This is a genomic window from Pseudomonas sp. H2_D02 (assembly GCF_054677635.1).
Genome location: NZ_CP162816.1, coordinates 2,824,975 through 2,843,718, shown reverse-complemented (window position 1 = coordinate 2,843,718; position 18,744 = coordinate 2,824,975). Strand labels below are relative to the sequence as shown.

15 protein-coding genes and 2 pseudogenes are annotated in these 18,744 nt (G+C 62.3%); 13 read left to right on the top strand and 4 right to left on the bottom strand.

Features of this window, described 5'->3' with window-relative positions:
- Positions 1 to 18 precede the first annotated feature (18 nt).
- The 12 genes and pseudogenes from AB4N42_RS13150 to AB4N42_RS13095 all read left to right on the top strand — a co-directional run bounded on the left by AB4N42_RS13150 (position 19) and on the right by AB4N42_RS13095 (position 14,386).
- Positions 19 to 1,041 (top strand): polysaccharide biosynthesis/export family protein, encoded by a 1,023-nt coding sequence (locus AB4N42_RS13150; protein WP_460116285.1) that lies wholly within the window; start codon positions 19 to 21, stop codon positions 1,039 to 1,041.
- 15 nt (positions 1,042 to 1,056) lie between these two features.
- Entirely contained in the window at positions 1,057 to 2,649 is a 1,593-nt protein-coding gene (locus tag AB4N42_RS13145) for a GumC family protein (RefSeq protein ID WP_030142086.1), read from the top strand.
- Positions 2,646 to 3,749 (top strand): glycosyltransferase family 4 protein, encoded by a 1,104-nt coding sequence (locus AB4N42_RS13140; protein WP_217859943.1) that lies wholly within the window; start codon positions 2,646 to 2,648, stop codon positions 3,747 to 3,749. The genes AB4N42_RS13145 and AB4N42_RS13140 overlap by 4 nt, the downstream gene beginning before the upstream one ends.
- Entirely contained in the window at positions 3,746 to 5,116 is a 1,371-nt protein-coding gene (locus AB4N42_RS13135) for an O-antigen ligase family protein (RefSeq protein ID WP_217859944.1), read from the top strand. Before AB4N42_RS13140 ends, AB4N42_RS13135 begins: the two co-directional genes overlap by 4 nt.
- On the top strand, positions 5,113 to 6,072 hold the full coding sequence (locus AB4N42_RS13130) for a glycosyltransferase (protein ID WP_460116284.1): 960 nt from the start codon (positions 5,113 to 5,115) through the stop codon (positions 6,070 to 6,072). Before AB4N42_RS13135 ends, AB4N42_RS13130 begins: the two co-directional genes overlap by 4 nt.
- Positions 6,065 to 7,203 (top strand): annotated as a pseudogene (locus AB4N42_RS13125) (glycosyltransferase family 2 protein). Before AB4N42_RS13130 ends, AB4N42_RS13125 begins: the two are co-directional and overlap by 8 nt.
- 11 nt (positions 7,204 to 7,214) lie before the next feature.
- Complete coding sequence (locus AB4N42_RS13120; RefSeq protein WP_030142081.1) at positions 7,215 to 8,219, top strand: polysaccharide deacetylase family protein; 1,005 nt, start codon at positions 7,215 to 7,217, stop codon at positions 8,217 to 8,219.
- Positions 8,216 to 9,520: an oligosaccharide flippase family protein gene (locus AB4N42_RS13115; RefSeq protein ID WP_460116283.1), complete on the top strand. Its 1,305-nt coding sequence runs from the start codon at positions 8,216 to 8,218 to the stop codon at positions 9,518 to 9,520. The genes AB4N42_RS13120 and AB4N42_RS13115 overlap by 4 nt, the downstream gene beginning before the upstream one ends.
- 248 nt (positions 9,521 to 9,768) lie before the next feature.
- Positions 9,769 to 11,745, top strand: coding sequence for a hypothetical protein (locus tag AB4N42_RS13110; RefSeq protein ID WP_460116282.1), 1,977 nt, complete (start codon positions 9,769 to 9,771; stop codon positions 11,743 to 11,745).
- On the top strand, positions 11,742 to 12,431 hold the full coding sequence (locus AB4N42_RS13105) for a GNAT family N-acetyltransferase (protein WP_030142079.1): 690 nt from the start codon (positions 11,742 to 11,744) through the stop codon (positions 12,429 to 12,431). Before AB4N42_RS13110 ends, AB4N42_RS13105 begins: the two co-directional genes overlap by 4 nt.
- A 5-nt stretch (positions 12,432 to 12,436) precedes the next feature.
- Positions 12,437 to 13,608, top strand: a pseudogene (locus AB4N42_RS13100) (GNAT family N-acetyltransferase).
- Positions 13,580 to 14,386, top strand: coding sequence for a ChbG/HpnK family deacetylase (locus tag AB4N42_RS13095; RefSeq protein WP_460116280.1), 807 nt, complete (start codon positions 13,580 to 13,582; stop codon positions 14,384 to 14,386). The pseudogene AB4N42_RS13100 and the gene AB4N42_RS13095 overlap by 29 nt, the downstream one beginning before the upstream one ends.
- 124 nt (positions 14,387 to 14,510) lie before the next feature.
- Here the strand turns inward: AB4N42_RS13095 and AB4N42_RS13090 are convergent, their stop codons facing one another.
- Both AB4N42_RS13090 and AB4N42_RS13085 read right to left on the bottom strand, forming a co-directional pair.
- Complete coding sequence (locus tag AB4N42_RS13090) at positions 14,511 to 15,053, bottom strand: hypothetical protein (protein ID WP_030142076.1); 543 nt, start codon at positions 15,051 to 15,053, stop codon at positions 14,511 to 14,513.
- Between the two features lie 95 nt (positions 15,054 to 15,148).
- On the bottom strand, positions 15,149 to 15,376 hold the full coding sequence (locus tag AB4N42_RS13085) for a hypothetical protein (RefSeq protein ID WP_198795987.1): 228 nt from the start codon (positions 15,374 to 15,376) through the stop codon (positions 15,149 to 15,151).
- Between the two features lie 182 nt (positions 15,377 to 15,558).
- Between AB4N42_RS13085 and AB4N42_RS13080 the strand changes: the two genes are divergently transcribed.
- Positions 15,559 to 16,500, top strand: a complete 942-nt coding sequence (locus tag AB4N42_RS13080) for an alpha/beta hydrolase (RefSeq protein WP_460116279.1) — start codon at positions 15,559 to 15,561, stop codon at positions 16,498 to 16,500.
- Between the two features lie 176 nt (positions 16,501 to 16,676).
- Here the strand turns inward: AB4N42_RS13080 and AB4N42_RS13075 are convergent, their stop codons facing one another.
- Together AB4N42_RS13075 and AB4N42_RS13070 are read right to left on the bottom strand one after the other, a co-directional pair.
- Positions 16,677 to 18,419, bottom strand: coding sequence for an ABC transporter substrate-binding protein (locus AB4N42_RS13075; protein WP_323155710.1), 1,743 nt, complete (start codon positions 18,417 to 18,419; stop codon positions 16,677 to 16,679).
- Positions 18,420 to 18,467: 48 nt separating this feature from the next.
- On the bottom strand, positions 18,468 to 18,740 hold the full coding sequence (locus tag AB4N42_RS13070) for a DUF2160 domain-containing protein (protein ID WP_030142071.1): 273 nt from the start codon (positions 18,738 to 18,740) through the stop codon (positions 18,468 to 18,470).
- Positions 18,741 to 18,744 lie beyond the last annotated feature (4 nt).

Genomic DNA, 18,744 nt, shown 5'->3' with positions numbered 1-18,744 from the left:
CTGCAAAAGGATGACGAGATGAACGCCAGAATGCTTGTCCTGCTGTTGCTGCCGCTTGCCGGTTGCTCCAGCCACAACGAAAACACGACGATGCCGGTGCAGATCCTCACGGCCGCGCCGGCCAATGCCCAGGCCACCGACATGCCCCGGGTCGAACAGACGCTGCGGCCGCAGGACGTGCTGGATGTGATTTTTCACATCGACACGACCTCTTCCCAGGCTTATCGCGTGCAGCCGGGCGACCAGGTTGCCCTGAACTTCACCGCTGCCAGCCAGCTCAACGGCACGCAACAGGTGATGCCCGACGGCACTATCGAACTGCCGGGCGCCAACACCTCGGTGAAAGTCGCCGGCCTGACCACCGACGAGGCACGCCTGGAAGTGCAGCGTGCCTACAACCAGAAGATGCTGTTCCAACCCAACCGCAACCAATTGAGCGTCCTGGTGACCAGCCCGATGTCCGGTGAGGCGAACTTGCGCAACACCTTGATCCACCCGGCCACGGGCATGAGCCGGGAGATCATCGTGGGCCGGGATGGCTACGCCGCCTTCCCGGAAATCGGTTCCGTGCCGTTGCAAGGCATGACCGTTACCCAGTTGGAGACCTTCCTCAACGAGCGCTACGCCCAGTTGCCAGGCCACATGACCGTCGACGTGCTGCTCAAGTCCACCGCCGACAACGAGATCTATGTGCTGGGCGAAGTGGCCCAACCCGGTTCCTACCCGATCCGCCGGCCCATCTCGGTCCTCGAGGCGCTGACGCTGGCCCGCGGCACCAACGTCAAGGCCCGGCTCGACTCGGTGGTGATCATGCGCCGCAACGGCAACCAGGTCGAAACCCGTCATTACGACGTGGAAAAAGCCTTGAGCGGCGATGCGTCGCAGATCGCCTACCTGCAACCGGAAGACATGCTCTTCGTACCCAAGACCGGCCTGGCCAAAGCCGGTGAAATGGCCCGGCAACTGGCCGACGTGGTGCTGTTCCAGGGCGTTGGCGTCAGCTTCGGTTATGACCTCGACAACAATAGCAACGGCAACTGACCCGGGTGAATGATCATGAATCCCAAGGAAAACTACCTGCACGAGTTCTTCAGGATCTTCTTCGCCAACAAGCAGTGGGTGAAGCGCGTCTTCCTGATTTTCGCCGTGATCGCCCTGGTGCTGCCGTTGATGCTCAAGCAGAGCTTCGACATAACCGCCCAGGTGATCGTCCAGTCGAAAAAACTCTCCCAAGGCGATGCCACGACTTCGCTGAACCAGGAAAACGCAACGTTCGTTCCGCCATCCCTGGCGGACATGGAAACCGAGAGCAACATCCTGCGCTCGCCAGCGTTGATTCGCGAAACCATCAAGGCCCTGCGCGACCAGGGGGAATACACCCCAAGCCCGGGCGTCCTCAACAAATGGGTGAGCGAACCGTTCAAGCGCTACATCACCCAGCCGCTGCGCGAATACGTCATCAACCCGGTGCGTGACGGCCTGGGGCTTGAAGTCGACCCCGTGCGCGACACGGTGCTCGACACGCTGACCGACGAGGCGATCGAAAACCTGAAGATCGAGACCCTGCCCGGTTCCAACGTGATCTCCATTGTCTACAGCTTCGGTGATCCGGCCCAGGGCACCCGGTTCGTGGGGCAACTGCTGCAAAACTACCTCACCGGCCGCCAGGACTTGCAGTCGATCGAGTTGCCCCAGACGTTCTATGAGCAGAAGAAAGTCCAGTACCAGACGCGCCTTGACGGTTTGGAAGGCAACCGGCTGACGCTGCTCGAGGGCGTTGGTTCTTCCGATCCCAAGGAAGAAATCACGTTCCGCTTGAATGCGATCAACACCGAAGAGCAGGCCCTGAACCTGTACCAGGATCGCCTGCTGCAAAGCCAACGCTGGCTCGATTACCTCAAGACCAGCCTGGCGGCGGCGAACAGCTCGCGGTTCAACGACTACACCTTCCCCTTCACCTTCACCACCACCGTGGACAACATCGCCTTCGAAGACAGGGAAATCAGGCAATTGGGTGAGCAATTGACCAGCCAGGTCAGCCGCTACATGAACGACCTGGCGATTTTCCAGCCCAGCAGCGAACCGATGTTGCTGGCGCGCGAACAGATCATGCGTACCCGCCAGCAATTCCTGAAAGTGGTGAATAACCGCATCCAGGAACGCACCACCGACCTTGCGGTGGTCAGCTCGGTGATCAATCAGAAAGTCGAACGCATCGCCGCCTTCAAGGACCGCATCCACCAGTTGCAGGAAACCCAGAGCAAACTGCGGCAAATGGACACCGAGATCAACGCGCTCCACGCGGCGTTCTCCACCTATGCCCAACGCTTCGCCGAAGCCAGTTCCGCCCGCTCGTTGGACAACGACCTGTCCAACGCCCGGGTCCTGAGCCCGCCGTTCGAACCGACCGCCGCAGCGTTTCCCAAGCCGGTGCTGATCATCGCCTTCGGCCTGTTCAGCGGCCTGCTGCTGGCGATCGCCCTGGTCTATGTGCGTGAGTTCTTCGACCATCGCTTCAAGCACCCTGCGCAAATCAGCCACCAATTGGATCTGCCGGTGCTGCTGGTGATCAACGAGCAATCGCCCGAACAGATCAACCCGCACCGCAACTGGAGCGTGCCCAGCCTTGTCCATTGGGTGAAAAATTGAACGCGCCGTTCGGCCCGTCCCGCCAAGACAGCCCCCTGTCGATCATTCATCTGCTCGACAGCGGCGGCTTCTATGGGGCCGAGCGGATGTTGCTCGATCATTGCCTGGCGACGCCCGGCCAGCATCAAGTGGTGTTCCTGGCGGCGCCGCCGACGTTGATCACGCGGTTCCGCCAGGCCGGGGTCGATTGCTGCCATTGCGCCAATTGGGCCGAGCTGCTGCAACATTTGCGGCACCGGCGCGACGAGCGACCGCTGATCAATACGCACAACTTCAAGGGCCTGTTGTTCGGCTGGGCAGCGGCAACGATGCTGCGCCTGCCGCTGGTGATCACCCAGCACGGCTTCACGCCACGCAGTCCCAAGCAGCGGTTCTATACGTGGCTGAGCCTGCAACTGTGCCGCACCGCGCCGGTCAAGCGTGTGGTTTGCGTGGCCGAAAGCATCGCCGCGCTGCACCGCCGGGCCAGCGTTAACGCGGACAAGCTCGACGTGATTCCCAACGGTTTGCCAGCCGCCACGACGCCGCTGCCCCATCGCGACGACAGGCAACGCTGGCGGGTCGGCTACGTCGGCCGCTTGAGCAGCGAAAAAGGTCCGGACCTGTTCCTCGACGCCATGATCCCGCTGTGCCAGCGCCATGCTTCGCTGCACGCGGTGATGCTCGGCGATGGCCCGGAACGCCAGCCGTTGCTCAAACGCATCGCCGATGCCGGGCTGCCAACGCGCATCGAGTTGCCCGGCTATCAGACCGACATGGACGACTGGTGGAGCCGCCTCGATGCGCTGGTGATCAGCTCGCGCACCGAAGGCACGCCGATGATCCTGCTCGAAGCCATGCAGGCCGGCGTGCCGGTGGTGGCGTTCGGCGTCGGCGGTATTCCCGATATCCTGCAGGACCGTCACAACGGCCTGCTCGCCACGCCGGCCGACAGCGAGGAGCTGGCACGCCAGATCGAAACGCTGTACAGCGAACCACCCCTGGCGCGAATCCTCGCCGACAACGCGCGCCGTACCCAAAGCGACCGCTATGACCTGCGCACGCTGGCCGAACGCTGGTCACAACTTTATATCCGCACGGCACGGGAGGCTCGGCCATGATCGTCCCGCTCTCGATCGTCAGTCTGCTGGGGCTGGTGTGCCTGGCATTGCTGGCCAGTCCTTATCCGTTTCTCGCACCGGGTGCGGTGCTTGGGCTCGTGGGCGTTGCCATGCTGTACCGCAAGCCCACTTGGGGTTTGCTGGGCATTGCCGCGCTGCTCCCGTTCGAAGGCCTGTTCAAGGACAACGCGTTTTCCGGCAGCAAATTCTTCGGTGTGGCGCTGATCCTGATTCTGATGCTGCAGTTGGCCTTGCACCAGATTCCTGCGACGCGCTTGCGCAGCAATATCTGGAAGCCGCTGCTCGGCTTCATGGCCCTGTATGGCCTGAGCCTGTTGATCTCGGAAAACATGGACCTGTCCCTGACACAGCTGCGTGAACTCTCGGTAGGGCTGATTCTGTTCGTGATCACGTTGCTGATTGGCCGCGAGCTGAACCTGGATATGTTCGCCCGACTGATGACCGTGAGCGTCGCCACGGCCTGCGTGCTCGCGATGTTTTCAGCCAAATACCAGGATCAGGGCCGCGCCTCGGGTCTGTTGGAGGACCCGAACGCCTTTGCCCTGTTGATTGCGTTTACCGTGCCGCTGGCATTGTGGTTGACCATTCGCAGCCAGAACTTGCTGCAACGCTTGTTCTGGGGTGGCGGCTTCATCCTGTTGTTGGGCGGCATGACCAAGACCGAATCACGCTCAGGCCTGGTCGTGTTGCTGCTCAGCCTGGTGATCGGGTTGTATCACTACAGGGCGCAGCTGCCACGCATACGTCCCCGGCACCTGGGGTTCGCGATGCTCGGCCTGGCGCTGGCTGTTCCAGCGACAATCGCCGTGATGCCGGCTGGCTACGTGGCACGCATCCAGTCATTGAGCATTCTCAGTTCCGGCGCCAACGCCTACCAGGACGGATCCTTGGGACGCCGCGCCTCGTACATCTTGGTGGGCAGCCAGATGATCCGGGAGAAGCCGATACTCGGTTCCGGCCCGGGAACGTTTCCAGAGCACTACGCCCCCACCGGTTACGCGAAGGCGTTCTCGGCCAATCGCAAACGGGGGGATCTGTACCGCCAGGCCCATAACACCTATCTGGAGATCTTCAGCGAAGTCGGCGTGCCGGCCGGCTTGATGTTTGTCGGCATGATTGGGCTGGGCCTCTACAACCTGGTGCGCGCGCGCCAACTCTGGCTCCAGCGTCGGGACTGGGCCCAGGCGGACCTGTTGACGCACCTGGGCATGAGCTTCCTGTCGCTGGCATTGTTCCTGATGTTCCTCAGCGCGCAGAACCACAAGTTGCTGTGGATCATGCTCGCCTTGACCAGTGTGCTGCGCTACCACGCCGAACAGGTCGAGCCGCAGGAGGCCCGTTCATGAGCCGCGTAAGCGTCGTCATCCCGATGTACAACGAGGCCCGCCACATCGGCCGTACGTTGCTGGCCGCGCAGGAAGCGGCTCGCCAGGCGCAACTGGAATGCGAGCTGATCGTGGTCGACAACGGCTCGGACGATCACGGCCCGCGCATCGCCAACGAACTGGGCGCACGTGTGCTGATCGTGCCTGGCGTGCACATCGGCGCCCTGCGCAACCGCGGCGCGGCGGTCGCCAGCGGTGAATGGCTGGCGTTCATCGATGCCGACATGGAAATGCCGGCCGACTGGCTCAAGTTGTTGGTTGAAATGGAAGGCCGCCAAGGTGATGTGCTGGGGCTTGACTTGGACACGCCCGCGCAAGCGCCTTGGTTCGCCCAAGCGTGGCAGCGCCGCAGCCAGCGCCCGGGATCGCGCCCCTTGCGCCGGGTGCAGTGGCTGCCCAGCGCCAACCTGCTGATGCGCCGCACCTGGTTCGGCCAGGTCGGCGGTTTCGACGAAACCCTGCGCACCGGTGAAGACAAGGATTTTTCCCTGCGCTTGCGCGAAGCCGGTGCGCAGTTGCTGCTGGTCACTGAAAGCCTGGCCTTGCACTGGGGTTACGAAGGCAGTTGGCGCGAGTGGATGAGCAAGGAACTGTGGCGCCAGGGCAGTCACTGGCAGTTGTTGCGCAGTCACGGGCCGAGCCTGCGCCTGTTGCGTTTTCCTGCGCTGTCGGTGGGCATCTGGGGCCTGGATTTCCTGGCACTGGTCGCCCTGCTCCAAGGCCAGGCGCGCCCGGCCTTGATGCTGTTATTGATCGCCACGTTGCCGGCCTTGTTTCTCAGCCTGCGCCAGAGCCACCGCGCCCCGCGCTTGACGTTGCAATTGTGGGCCTTGCACGAGGTGCGTTTGCACCTGACTGGCGCCGCGTTGTTGCTAAATCTTTTTCAATGGAATGCCAGGAGACCTGCCCGTGGCTGAATTCATTTATTGGTCTTGCCTGTTGCTGCCGGTGTACGCCTACCTCGGCTACCCCGTGCTGTTAACCCTACTGACGCCTTTTTTTCCGGTACGGCGCTACGGCAAACCCTTGCCGATGGATGTCAGTATCGTCATCGCCGCCCACAACGAGGCGCGGCACATCGAAGAAAAGTTGCGCACCTTGCTGGCCCAAGATTATCGGGCGCATTCGCTGCGGATCATTCTCGCCAGCGACGGTTCCACCGACGACACCGTGGCCTGCGCGCGCAGAATCGGCGACTCGCGCATCACCGTGCTCGACCTGCCACGCCAGGGCAAGGCCGCCGCCCTCAATACCGGCGTGGCCCATAGCTATGGCGAGATCCTGGTGTTCACCGACGCGGACAATCAATGGGCCCCGGACACGCTCGGCCACTTGCTGGCGCCGCTGGGCGATCCGGAAGTTGGCGCCTGCGCCGGGCACATGGACATCCCCGTGCCGGGCAAAGGCCTGAGCCTGGGCGACAGCCTTTATCGGCACTATGAAGGCTGGTTGCGCCGGGTGGAAAGCCGCACAGGCTGCATGGTCTCGGCCGACGGCGCGTTATTGGCGCTGCGCCGGGCACTGTTCCAGCCGATACCGGCGCAAGTCAACGATGACTTTTTCCTCAGCACCTGCGCGGCCGGCAGGCCGGCAAATCGATCGTTTATGCACCGAAGGCCCGGGTGACCGACCAGGGCGTGGACGAAGCCGGCAAGCAGTTTCGTCGTCGCCAGCGGGTCACCGTCGGCGGGTTGCAGAGCCTCGCCCAGCGTCGGGAACTGCTCAACCCGCTGCGTCATGGGCTCTATGCCATCGGGTTGATCAGCCACAAATTGATCCGCCGCCTGGCGCCGGTGCTGCTGCTGCCCTTGTTGTTGAGCAACGCCTGGCTGTGGAACGACCATCCGTTCTATCGCCTGAGCCTGGTGGCGCAGTTGCTCGGCTACGCCATGGCACTGATCGGGTTGCTGGACGCCGGCCACCGTTTGCCCCGGCCCTTTCGCCTGGCGGCGTTCGTGCTGGTGACGCTGGCGGGCATGAGCATCGGGCTCTGGCAGTTCCTGCGAGGCCAGCGCTACAGCCAATGGAATCCCGAGCAGAATCGTTAAGGAGATGGCCGATGTCGATCAAATACGTTTTCAAGCGCACCGGCGGCTGGCTGTACCTGAACACGTCCCTGGGTCGCCATCCGTTGCGTGGCGCCGGCGTCATCCTGATGCTGCACCGGGTGCTGAACAACGACCGCGCCGCCGAACTGCCCCATCGCAACGAGCTGTGCGTGGGGCCCGATGCATTCGAACATTTGCTGATCTGGCTGCAACGGCATTTTGAATGCGTGCCCCTGATGACATTGCTGCTGGCCGACCCTGAAAGCGTTCCAAACCGTCCCCGGGTGGCCCTGACGTTCGACGATGGCTGGCGCGACAATGCCATGAACGCCTTTCCCCTGCTGCGCCAATACCAAGTGCCTGCGAGCATTTTCCTGTCCACCGATTTCGTCGGCAGCCGCCAGCACTTCTGGTGGGAAAGCATCGGCGAAACCCTGTGGGGCAGCCATGGGCAGGTAGCACGGCATTCGCTGATCGAGCATTTGCAGCACGCCGGCCGGCCGTTGCCGGTGCTGCTCGATGATATCGACGACGAGCGCCGCAGCCTGGCGCTACTGCACTATCTGCAAAGCCTCAAGACCCTCGATGCGCGCACCTTGAGCGACCTCACCGAAGCCTGTCCGCACGGTGCCCAACCCCAGGCGCTGGACTGGACCCAGGTGCGCATGCTCGAAGATTCCGGCCTGGTGCGCTTCGGCCCCCATGGCGCCAGCCACGCGATTCTGACGGGCCTGGACGACCAGCGCCTGCACGAGGAACTGACCCGCAGCTGGACCGCCCTGGAGAATGGCTGCGCCCAGCCCTTGCCGGTGTATTGCTACCCCAACGGGGACAACGACGCCCGTGTGCGCGAGCATGTGGCGGCCCACGGTTTTCCGTTCGCGCTGGGCACCCAGGCCGGACTGTATCGCCATGACGGCGACCCGCTGAACCTGCCGCGTTTCGGCGTCAGCCAACGCAACGCCTGCCACCCGGAATTGTTGGCTTGGCGCATTCGTCGAGGAGCCCGCTCATGAACCGCGCACGTTACCTCAAGCTCCTGGTGTTGAGCATGGGCACAAGCCTGGCGATGCTCTGCCTGCGCCTGTTGCGCAACGTCTTGCTGGCACGGATCCTGGGGCCCAGCGAACGCGGGCTGTTGGCGCTGCTCAGCACCCTGCCGGACTTGATCAGCGCCATCACCAGTGGCGGGCTGAATTCCGCCGTGGGTTATCAGGCGGCGCAGCACCGCTCGATGAGCCTGCTGCTCAGCCATGTGTTGGTCTTCGGTTGCCTGCTGGCGGGACTGCTGACGTTGCTGGTGGTGGCGCTGGTACGTGAATTCGGCGCCGAACTGGACATCGCCGTGCAACTGGGGCTGCTGGCCTGGCTGCTGTTGCTGGCCGTACCGCTTGCGGTACTCAAGAGCGGCCTACTGACGCTGCACAACGCCTCCGGCGGCGTTGGCGCGTTCAACGCCTTGCGGCTGATGGAATCCCTGGTGCCGCTGTTGCTCTTCGTGGCGCTGTTCTGGATATGGAAAGACACGGCGCTGGAAGCAGCGCTGATCAGCTGGCTGGCGGGCCTGAGCCTGGTGGTGCTGGCAGGTTGGATGTGGTTGCGTCGCGATCATTCGATCACCCTGCGCTGGGACCGCACCGGCCAGAACGAACTGTTGCATTACGGTGTCCGCAGTCACCCGGATATCCTGTTCCAGCAATTGATGATGCGCTCGGACTACCTGTTCATCGGCGCACTGCTGGGCAGCACGGCGCTGGGACACTACGCCATGGCCAGCGCCGCCGCGGAACTGCTGCATATCGTCCCGGAAGCGGTCACCACGCCGCTGATGAAAAGGCTCCTGCAGCAAGACACCGATATGAAGCGCCTGACTCCGTTGGCCTTGCGCCTGACCGCCACCGCCATGCTGGGCGCCTGCCTGGGCATGGCACTGGTCGGCGAATGGCTGATCGTCACCCTGTTCGGCATCGCCTATCAACCGGCGTACTCGGCCCTGCTGGCGCTGCTGCCAGGGGTATTCGGGTTGTGCTACGCGAGCATCCTGCGCCTGGACCTGCTAGGCAAGAACCGCCCCGGCGCTGTTTCGCTGATGATGGGCGGGGGGGCGCTGTTGAACCTGGCGCTGAACGTGATCCTGATCCCGCGCTACGGCATCGTCGGCGCTGCCGCCGCTTCTTCAATTGCCTACCTGGGCGTGACCCTGCCGATGCTCGCCATGTATTGCCGCCTCAGCGGCGTGTCGCCGTGGCAGACGCTGATTATCCTGCCCAGCGATCTGCTGCCGATGCGTCAGATGCTGTTGGGAAAATCCGCGTGAATACCTTGTCCAGCAAAATCGCCATCGCGAGCAAGCTCGCTCCCCCAGGGTCCGGTGGCGGACACAACATGTGTAAGCACCACAAATCCCTCGTGGGAGCGGGCTTGCTCGCGAAAGCGGTGGGTCAGTTTGCGGTGATGTTGAAGGTGACGGCCTCTTCGCGAGCAGGCTCGCTCCCACAAGGGTCCGGTGTTGGACATGGCATCCGCATTCACCGCAGGTCCACTGTGGGAGCGAGCTTGCTCGCGATGGGGCCAGTGCGGCGCTTGCTCAAAATGGGCGGCTGTCTGTGTTTCCTGTTTTTGGCAACCTCGGCCCAAGGCGCGTCCATGCAATGGACCGGCATCCGTGACGGCAGCCTGTATCTGCAAACCGACCGCCCGGACACCGTCACCGTCCGCTGGGTGCCCGCCTGGCAAGCCGAGGCCAATGCCGAACATCTGTATCTGCTCGACGGCCATGGGCGATTGGCGGGTGAGCGCCTGGTCAAGGCGGATCAGACCCGTGGCGAGCAGCAATGGCCGCTGCTGCCGAGCGCCACCAGTTACCGACTGGAAATTCCCGGCTACAGTTTCCGGCGCTATAGCGTCGAACACGACGCGCGCATCCGTGCGTTGTTCGCCCCGGCCAAGGTGCATTTCAGTGCTGAAGCCCACGATGGCGACGAGCTGTATTTCAAAGTGGCAGCGGGCGAACAGGCGGTGCTGGCGGGCAAGTTCCACGGCGGCGTACGTGCGTTGCAAGCCCGGCGGGTTGCGGACGGCAAGCAGCTGCAACTGAATCTCAAGCCACAGCGGGCCTATTGGCAATTCGATCAGGTGGCCCTCCCGGTGGCGGACGCGGACCAAATCTGGCGCGTGCACCTGCAAGGCAACGGCAAGGTCGCGTTCTGGTTGGACGGCACCGCCAACCTGTTCGCCCAAGACCCGGCGCACTTGCAACCAGTGCGCCAGGATCCGGGGCAGACCCACCTGACGCTGCACGACGAGGCGCTCGGCACGACCCCCAAATTGGGCATATATATGCCCTATGAATTACTGCCGCCCTCCAGCTACGCGGTGCTCGATGCGCTAAAACCCCAGGCGGCAACCCTCTACAGCTTCGTCGACGTCATGGCGGCCAAGGTCAATCACGAAGATGCTTTCCGACGCTTGTACCGGGGGCGCTTCGGCATCAGCCAAGACATTACCCTGTTGGCCGCCAGTCAGCGCCGGGCGGATCTGCAGGCCGACCGGACCAGTCTCAGCGGCTTGCAAGCCTGGCTCATGTCGACCCGAGCCTCGGACGACAACGGCGTCCACTACCTCAGTTTTGCCGACGAGCCAAACCTGAACTACCCGGACTTCGCCAGTTTCCAGCAAGTGTTCCAAAGCATGGCTGCCCAGGTCCGCGCCGATCCCGCCAACGCACGCGCCGGTGTTCGCATCGCCATACCCGCCAGCTCCCGGTTCACCAATGGCCCCTTTACCGACAATGCAGCTGACAAGCGCGGGATCGACTGGGCACGGCGCCTGCTCGCGACGTCCGACGATCAGATCGACGCCCTGGCCTGGCATGAATGGATGATCCGCGACCTGCTGGCAACCCGGGTCTATCGCGACAGCGTCCGCCAAGCCGCCAACCTGGTGGGACTGGACAGCCAGGGCCGGCCCCGCAAGGCTTTGCTATTGGACCAGACCAACATGTCCAGCGGCTCGAGCCTGAGCCCTTACGACCAGGAGACCCACTACGCGGCCTTGTGGTGGACCTCGGTGGCGATCAACGCCTCCGCGGATGGATGGCTCGACATGCTCAACTGGTTCATGCTCGCCGACGAACCTGAATACCCCAAAGGCATGGTGCGGGTGCTGGACAATGAGCGCTTCGAACTCAAGCCCGTAGGCCTGGCCCAGCAGTTCATCCAGCAGCATTGGCTCGACCAGGTGCTGCGCCTGGACAACGACGCGTTTGAAGTCGACGTACTGGCCATGGCCACCGGCAAGCAACGCAACCTGCTGGGCGTGAACAAAAGCACCCGAGCCCATCAGGTCAGCCTCGACGGCACGGCCTGCCCCCAGCCAGGCATGAGCCTCCTGTATTTCGGCCCGGACAACCGCAGCCAAAGCGTTCCGTTTGATTGCAAGGCCGGCCAGGTCGGCTTTCTCCTGCCAGGGGAAACCGTGTTCGCCCTCGGTTGGACAGCTCCGCTTTCACCCCAACCCGCCACCCGTCAGGAGGCACCATGAACGCTCTGCAAACATTGCGTGATCACATCCAGAAAAAAGGTCTGCGCGCCGTCCTAAAACAGCTATGCAGACGCTACGTATTTTCCCATACCCGACTGGTGTGGCTGGAGCACGATATACGCACCCCGCTCCCCCCACACAACCTCAAGCCCTACCCACCAATGCGCCTGGAATTCATCACAATCGCCAACGCCGACGCATTTGCCCGGCACTTCGGCGACCGCGTCGAAACCATGCGCGAGTTGGCGGCCGAAGGCTATACGGGCTTGATGTACCTGGATGATCAGGGCGATACCGTGGGCTTCGCCTGGGCCAGCACCCGGGACTATTTCGACCGTCATTTCTATCGTTGCAACTTTCCGATCAAGCCTGGCGAGTACTTCCAGTTCGGTGGCGAGGCGATTCGTCGATACTGGGGAACCAGTATCTCGGCGGACATGCAGTTGGAGGTATGGAAAGTCATGGCAGACCAGGGATGCCACACGATGGTCGATGTCTGCGATTTGCAAAACGTCCAGGCGATCAAGATGCATATCCGCATGGGCTTCCAGGAGCGCGGCAAGATCACCCACGTGTATCGCCTGTTCGGTCATTGGAGGTTCTTTCGCGACACGCTTTACCGCGGTTCTGTGCTGGACGGCTTTCGTAAACCGGCCCAGCCGGTTACCTCGACAGCAGCGGCCTGACTTCCATGGCGATCCGGTACCAATGGTGTCGCTCCCTGGGCGCGGAGGATTTCCCTGCAACAGCTTATGAACAGCTGCGAACGCAGGTGGCCGACGCCACACCGTTCAACACCCTGGCCTGGCTGCAGGCGGCGGAATTCGCCCTGGTGCCGGAGCAGCAACTGCATATCCTGCTGGGCTGGCACGACCAGACCTTGTGCTTCTGCCTGCCCCTGATATCAGGACTGGAACGTATCGGCGGGCTGCGGTTCCGGGTGTTGCGTCATTTGGGTTTTCCAATGGCCGACCGCATCGCCCTGCTGGCGCGCATGGACGCCGAGGGCATGGGCCAGGCGCTGATGCAGATCCGTCAGCATTTGCCCCACGCGTTGCTGCAGATCAATGAAGTGATCGAGCCCGTCGGGGAGCAAAGCGTCCTCAGCGCCTGGATGGCGCTGAGTTCCACCGGAGAGCGGCGCCTCAGTTGCCGGGTTCCGGTGCACCTGATCACTGAAAGCGACCATCAGGAGATCTCTGGCGATCCACGCTACAAGCTGCGGCGAGCGCGCAAGCGAATCGCGGCTTGTGGTGCCGAGATCCGTCGGATAACGCCAGACGCCATCAGCATGGGGCAACTGTTGCGCGCCCTGGCCGATGTCGAGGACGCCAGTTGGAAAGGCGAGGAAGGCGTCGGCATCTTCGCCACCCCCTTCGCCGGCAATGGATGAACCTCGCCTTCACCGCCCTCGCCGCCCAGGGCCTGGTGCGAGTGGTGATGCTGGAGCTGCACGGCGAATGCATCAGCTATCGCCTCGGCCTGCTGGATCAGGGCCGGCTGTATGACTACAACCTGGCGTTCCTGCCGCAACACGCCGACCTGGGCAGCGGCCGGGTATTGCTCGAAGAGTGGATTCGCTGGGGGCTGGACGAAAACTGGCGGTGGATCGATGCGTCGCGGGTCAGCCTGGAGAACTCCAACCACCAACTGCACGAGCGCATGACCGGACAACTTGAACAGTGGCGCTGGAGTTTTTACTCCTGGCAACCCGATGGCTTGCTCCTGGGGTTGGCCTTGCGGCTATGGAAGAGCCTGAAACCCTGGCTCGGCAAGCGCAAGGCCAAACCAGCCGCGACGACGGCGTCTTCCACCAAACATCACGAGAATACGCATGCCTCGCCAAGTGATCGTCAACGCTGATGACTTCGGGCTCAGCCTCAGTGAAAACGACCTGATCCTGCGAGCCTTCGAGGCCGGCGTGATCAGCTCCGCCACGGCGATGGCCAACATGCCGGGGTTCGACCAGGCGTGCGAACTGTCCCGGCACCCGTTGCTTGAAGGGCGCGTCGGCCTGCATTTCAACCTCAGTTATGGACCGCCGCTGAGCCCGGCGATCAAGTCACGGAAAAATTTTTGCAATGCCGCGGGCGAGTTCGACCTCAACCTCTCGCGATACTGCCTGCGCCTTGGGTCGCGAGATCTGGCGGCGGTGGAAGAAGAGCTCCAGGCCCAGTGGCAACATTGCCTTGACCGTGGCCTGCGCCCCAGCCACCTGGACTCGCATCAGCACGTGCACAACATCTGGCCCGTCGGACAGCTGGTGGCACGCTTCGCCGCTCGACACGGCGTACCGGTGCGCCTGGCGCGCAACCTGGGGCCAAACCTGAGCGTGCCCAAGCGCATCTTCAAGACGTTGTTCAATCATCGCCTGCGCCGGCTGTGCGGCGCGACCGCCGACTACGTCTGCACACCAGCGGACCTTGACCACGCCGCGCCGCCGGGCCACGGTTCGCTGGAAGTAATCGTTCATCCACTGGAACTGGATGGCGACTTCGGTGACGCCAGTTTGCTACCGGGCAACTCACTGACCCAGGTGCTGCACCAGCGCCTGGCGGGGGTGCCGAAGGTGGGATATGGCGAGAATGGGCGCAGGTTCGTGCTGGTTGACGTGGGAGTGACTCCACCAGAACCGAGTTAAACGCAAATCCTGTGGGAGCGGGCTTGCTCGCGAAAGCGTCCTGACAGTCAACATTCTTACTGACTGACACACCGTCTTCGCGAGCAAGCCCGCTCCAGCAATAGCTGCATGCCTTGCGTCGACGTCAGTGACCCAGGCTCACCCGCGCCAGCGAGGCACGGCGATCGATGGCTTCACGCAGCCGACGTCTTTGCGCCTCCCACACCATGGCGTCGACCCGGACCGAACGCATCAGCACCAGCATCGCTGCCTTGGCATTCAGGTATTCAACCCATGCATCCCGGGCCTTGAGCCTGTGTCGTTCTTCATCGCTCATGTCCATGCGCCTGAGCGCCAGGGCGCATTCGTCCTGGATCAGCGGCCCAAGGGTCATCTGGATCCGGTGAGGAGCCTTGAAGCCTGCCGTACCGGCGACGATTTCCCGCGCCCGATCCAGGCCCCATTCCAGCGCCTGGGGAAGGGGTTCACGCAAGGCGCGGTCATGGAATTCCTCGACCCAGACGGAGCCGTTCGGTCGATAAACACAGACGAAAACCTGTGTGATGCTCTGCTGGTTGATCCGTGTCTGGACCTCGACCTGCGTGCCGTCCTCAAGAACTTCTTCGTGGTTGCGGCCTGGCAACCGGCTGTTCACCCAAAGCCAATACTGTGCGCTTCTACGTCGCATCGCGTTGCCCTCCCCCTAAGGAACAAGGAGTAAGGCACACGGGTGAAGTATTTTCCAGCCACGAAAAGTGCGCTCCGGACGAATGACAGCGTCGTCTATCGGTCGAGCTTTTTCTCCACCTGGGCGACCTTGTCCTGAAGTTTTTCAGCATCCTGTTCATGGCTCTTGATCGACTTGGGCGTGATCGTCTTGTCCACTTTGTCAGTTGCCGAATCCGGCTGGCGCACATCGCGCTCGACCACATCCACCGGCTCACCGGAAGCGTCTTTCGCCGGTGCATTGTTGCCAGGTTGGGTCTGCCCTTTGGAATGCTCGATCGTCATGATGTCGTCCTCGATGTGATGGTTGTCGAATTTTCGAGTGGGGCGAAACGGCGAGAGTTCGATCGGGTTGCACGTACCCTGGAAAGGCAGAGCGAAACCACGGGCAAACTGTCCGAAATCCCTGCGCGCAATCCAGAGAATCTGCTAAAAAGCAGCTTCTGTCCGAGTAGCGAATCGCATCGATGCCCGCATTTTTATTTTCTCGCTTCAAACAGCGCTGGCTGGCCTGGTCGTTGATGATCGCAACGGTGGTCGGCCTGCCAGTGGGCTGCGCGGCGTTGCAGCACAAGGAGCGCGAGCTGGTGTTTCGCATCGAACCGGGAACAGCGAGCTGGTTCAGCGGCCTTCCCAGCGGTTTGCAGGAATTCGATCTCAAGCCCAAGAATTTCAAGGCCGGGGAAAATATCCATGGCTGGTGGTGGCCGGCTGAACGCAAGAACGCACCGGCCATCCTGTACTTGCACGGTGTGCGCTGGAACCTGACCGGGCAATTGTTTCGCATCCAGCAATTAAGGGCGCTGGGCTATTCGGTGCTGGCAATCGATTACCGTGGCTTCGGCAAGAGTCAGGGGGACCTGCCGTCGGAGTCCAGCGTCTACGAAGACGCGCGAGTCGCCTGGGAGCACCTCGTAAAGCTGCAACCGGATCCGGCCCTGCGGCTGATCTACGGTCATTCGCTGGGTGGCGCCGTCGCGGTGGACCTGGCGGCGGAACTGGGCCAGGAGGCTGCAAGCAACGGCACCCCGGTGCCGGCCCGAGGCCTGGTGATCGAATCCACATTTACATCGCTGGGCGATGTCGCCACCGCCATGGCCGACACGTCCTTGCCGGTGCGCTGGTTGCTCTCGCAGAAGTTCGACTCCATCGACAAGATCGGCGAGATCAACATGCCGCTGTTGATTGTCCATGGTGCGGCCGACCGCTACGTGCCCCCCCGCTTCAGCGGACAGTTGTTCAACGCCGCCCGGGAACCCAAGCGTTTGCTGCTGGTGCCCGGAGCCACGCATAACAACAGCATGAGCCTGGCGGGCAGGACGTATCGGCAGGCGCTGGACGCGTTGATGAAAAGTACCCCCTCGTCGGTGGCTGGAAACTCCCAGGCCAGCCCGGACAAAGCGGGTTGATCCACAACCACCTGTGGGAGCGAGCTTGCTCGCGATGGCGGCGGCACATTCACATGGATGCAAACTGAACCACCGCTATCGCGAGCAAGCTCGCTCCCACAGGGGATTGGGTTACTTCAGATCCTGGGTAAAAAAAACGGCACCTTTCGGTGCCGTTTTTTATTGCCGGTACAAGATTACTTGCGCGCCGCCTCCCAAGATTTCAACAGCTCGGTGTAGCTCACGGTTTCACCTTTAGGCTTCTCGTTCGCCAGTTTCGGCTTCGGTGCGCCCGGCTGGTCGAACCAGTATTGCGCGTCGCGCTCAGGGTTCATCTTAGGTGCGCAGGTGGCTTGGGCCTTGGAGCGTTCCAGGCGAGTCATGATTGCGTCCTGGTCCTTGGCCAAGCCATCGAGGGCCTGCTGTGGCGTCTTCTCGCCGCTGGCCGCTTCGGCGATGTGGCTCCACCACAACTGCGCGAGGCGTGGATAATCCGGCACGTTGGTCCCGGTCGGGGTCCATTGCACGCGGGCCGGGCTGCGGTAGAACTCCACCAGGCCGCCGAGTTTCGGCGCCAGGTCGGTCAGGGCCTGGGAGTTGATGTCCGACTCACGAATCGGCGTCAGGCCGACGATGGTCTTCTTCAACGAAACCGTCTTGGACGTCACGAACTGCGCATAGAGCCAGGCCGCGAGTTTCTGCTTCTCAGGCGTGGACTTCATGAACGTCCACGAACCCACGTCCTGATACCCCAGCTTCATGCCCTCTTCCCAATACGGACCACGTGGCGAAGGCGCCATGCGCCATTTCGGCGTGCCGTCGGCGTTCACCACCGGCAGGCCCGGCTTGGTCATGTCGGCGGTGAACGCGGTGTACCAGAAAATCTGCTGGGCGATGTTGCCTTGGGACGGCACCGGGCCGGATTCGGAGAAGGTCATGCCCGCCGCTTCTGGTGGCGCGTACTTCTTCATCCAGTCCACGTACTTGGTGGTGGCGAACACGGCCGCGGGGCCGTTGGTGTCGCCACCACGGGTCACGCTGGAACCGACCGGGTGGCAATCCTCGACACGGATGCCCCACTCGTCCACCGGCAAACCGTTGGGCAGGCCCTTGTCGCCGCCGCCGGCCATGGAGAACCAGGCATCGGTGAAGCGCCAGCCCAGGGACGGGTCTTTCTTGCCGTAGTCCATGTGACCGTAGACGCGCTTGCCGTCGATCTCCTTGACGTCTTCGGAGAAGAACTTGGCGATGTCTTCATAGGCCGACCAGTTCACCGGTACACCCAGCTCGTAGCCGTACTTTTCCTTGAACTTGGCCTTCAGGTCCGCACGCTCGAACCAGTCGGCGCGAAACCAGTACAGGTTGGCGAACTGCTGGTCGGGCAGTTGATAGACCTTGCCGTCCGGCGCGGTGGTGAAGGAAATGCCGATGAAGTCCTTGAGGTCCAGGGTCGGCGAAGTGAAATTCTTGCCTTCGTTGGCCATCAGGTCGGTGATCGACTCGGTCTTGCCGTAGCGAAAGTGCGTACCGATCAGGTCCGAGTCGTTGACCCAACCGTCATAGATGTTCTTGTCCGACTGCATCTGGGTCTGCAACTTCTCCACCACGTCGCCTTCTTGCAGCAGGTCGTGGGTCAGTTGGATCCCGGTGATTTCGTTGAAGGCCTTGGCCAGCACCTTGGATTCATATTCGTGAGTGGCGATGGTTTCCGACACCACGTTGATTTTCATCCCGCGAAACGGCTCGGCGGCCTTGATGAACCACTTCAACTCTTCGAGCTGCTGCTCGGCTGTCAGCGTCGACGGCTTGAATTCACTGCCGATCCATTTTTTAGCGGCGTCTTCATAGGCGTCGGCCCAGGCCGAAGCGCTCAGCCCGCTGAGTGCCAGCGCGGCTGCCAATGAAACGCTATGTCGCAGCTTATTGTTTTTATCGAACATAGAGACCTCCTGTTTGGGTTTAAGAGCCTGATCGTCGAATGGTCGCGATTAGCCCCACCGCATCACTGCCAACAGCCACACCAAAGACAACGCGAACGCTATCCAGATGCTCCAGTCGGTGGCGCCGATTACCAGCAGATGCAGGTAGGCGCTACCGAGAAGACCGATAAACAACCGATCGCCACGGGTGGTGGCAATCGGCAGGAAACCACGCCGAGGGATGCTCGGCGAACGCAATTCCCACGTGGTCATGCCTATCAACAACAAGGCGATGACACCAAAAAACGCCGCCGTCGGGACGGTCCAGTTCATCCATTCCATCATC

Coding starts and splice junctions, on each gene's coding strand:
- AB4N42_RS13150 (WP_460116285.1), top strand. CDS start 19: ATGAACGCCAGAATGCTTGTCCTGCTGTTGCTGCCGCTTGCCGGTTGC.
- AB4N42_RS13145 (WP_030142086.1), top strand. CDS start 1,057: ATGAATCCCAAGGAAAACTACCTGCACGAGTTCTTCAGGATCTTCTTC.
- AB4N42_RS13135 (WP_217859944.1), top strand. CDS start 3,746: ATGATCGTCCCGCTCTCGATCGTCAGTCTGCTGGGGCTGGTGTGCCTG.
- AB4N42_RS13130 (WP_460116284.1), top strand. CDS start 5,113: ATGAGCCGCGTAAGCGTCGTCATCCCGATGTACAACGAGGCCCGCCAC.
- AB4N42_RS13120 (WP_030142081.1), top strand. CDS start 7,215: ATGTCGATCAAATACGTTTTCAAGCGCACCGGCGGCTGGCTGTACCTG.
- AB4N42_RS13115 (WP_460116283.1), top strand. CDS start 8,216: ATGAACCGCGCACGTTACCTCAAGCTCCTGGTGTTGAGCATGGGCACA.
- AB4N42_RS13110 (WP_460116282.1), top strand. CDS start 9,769: ATGGGGCCAGTGCGGCGCTTGCTCAAAATGGGCGGCTGTCTGTGTTTC.
- AB4N42_RS13105 (WP_030142079.1), top strand. CDS start 11,742: ATGAACGCTCTGCAAACATTGCGTGATCACATCCAGAAAAAAGGTCTG.
- AB4N42_RS13095 (WP_460116280.1), top strand. CDS start 13,580: ATGCCTCGCCAAGTGATCGTCAACGCTGATGACTTCGGGCTCAGCCTC.
- AB4N42_RS13090 (WP_030142076.1), bottom strand. CDS start 15,053: ATGCGACGTAGAAGCGCACAGTATTGGCTTTGGGTGAACAGCCGGTTG.
- AB4N42_RS13085 (WP_198795987.1), bottom strand. CDS start 15,376: ATGACGATCGAGCATTCCAAAGGGCAGACCCAACCTGGCAACAATGCA.
- AB4N42_RS13080 (WP_460116279.1), top strand. CDS start 15,559: ATGCCCGCATTTTTATTTTCTCGCTTCAAACAGCGCTGGCTGGCCTGG.
- AB4N42_RS13075 (WP_323155710.1), bottom strand. CDS start 18,419: ATGTTCGATAAAAACAATAAGCTGCGACATAGCGTTTCATTGGCAGCC.
- AB4N42_RS13070 (WP_030142071.1), bottom strand. CDS start 18,740: ATGGAATGGATGAACTGGACCGTCCCGACGGCGGCGTTTTTTGGTGTC.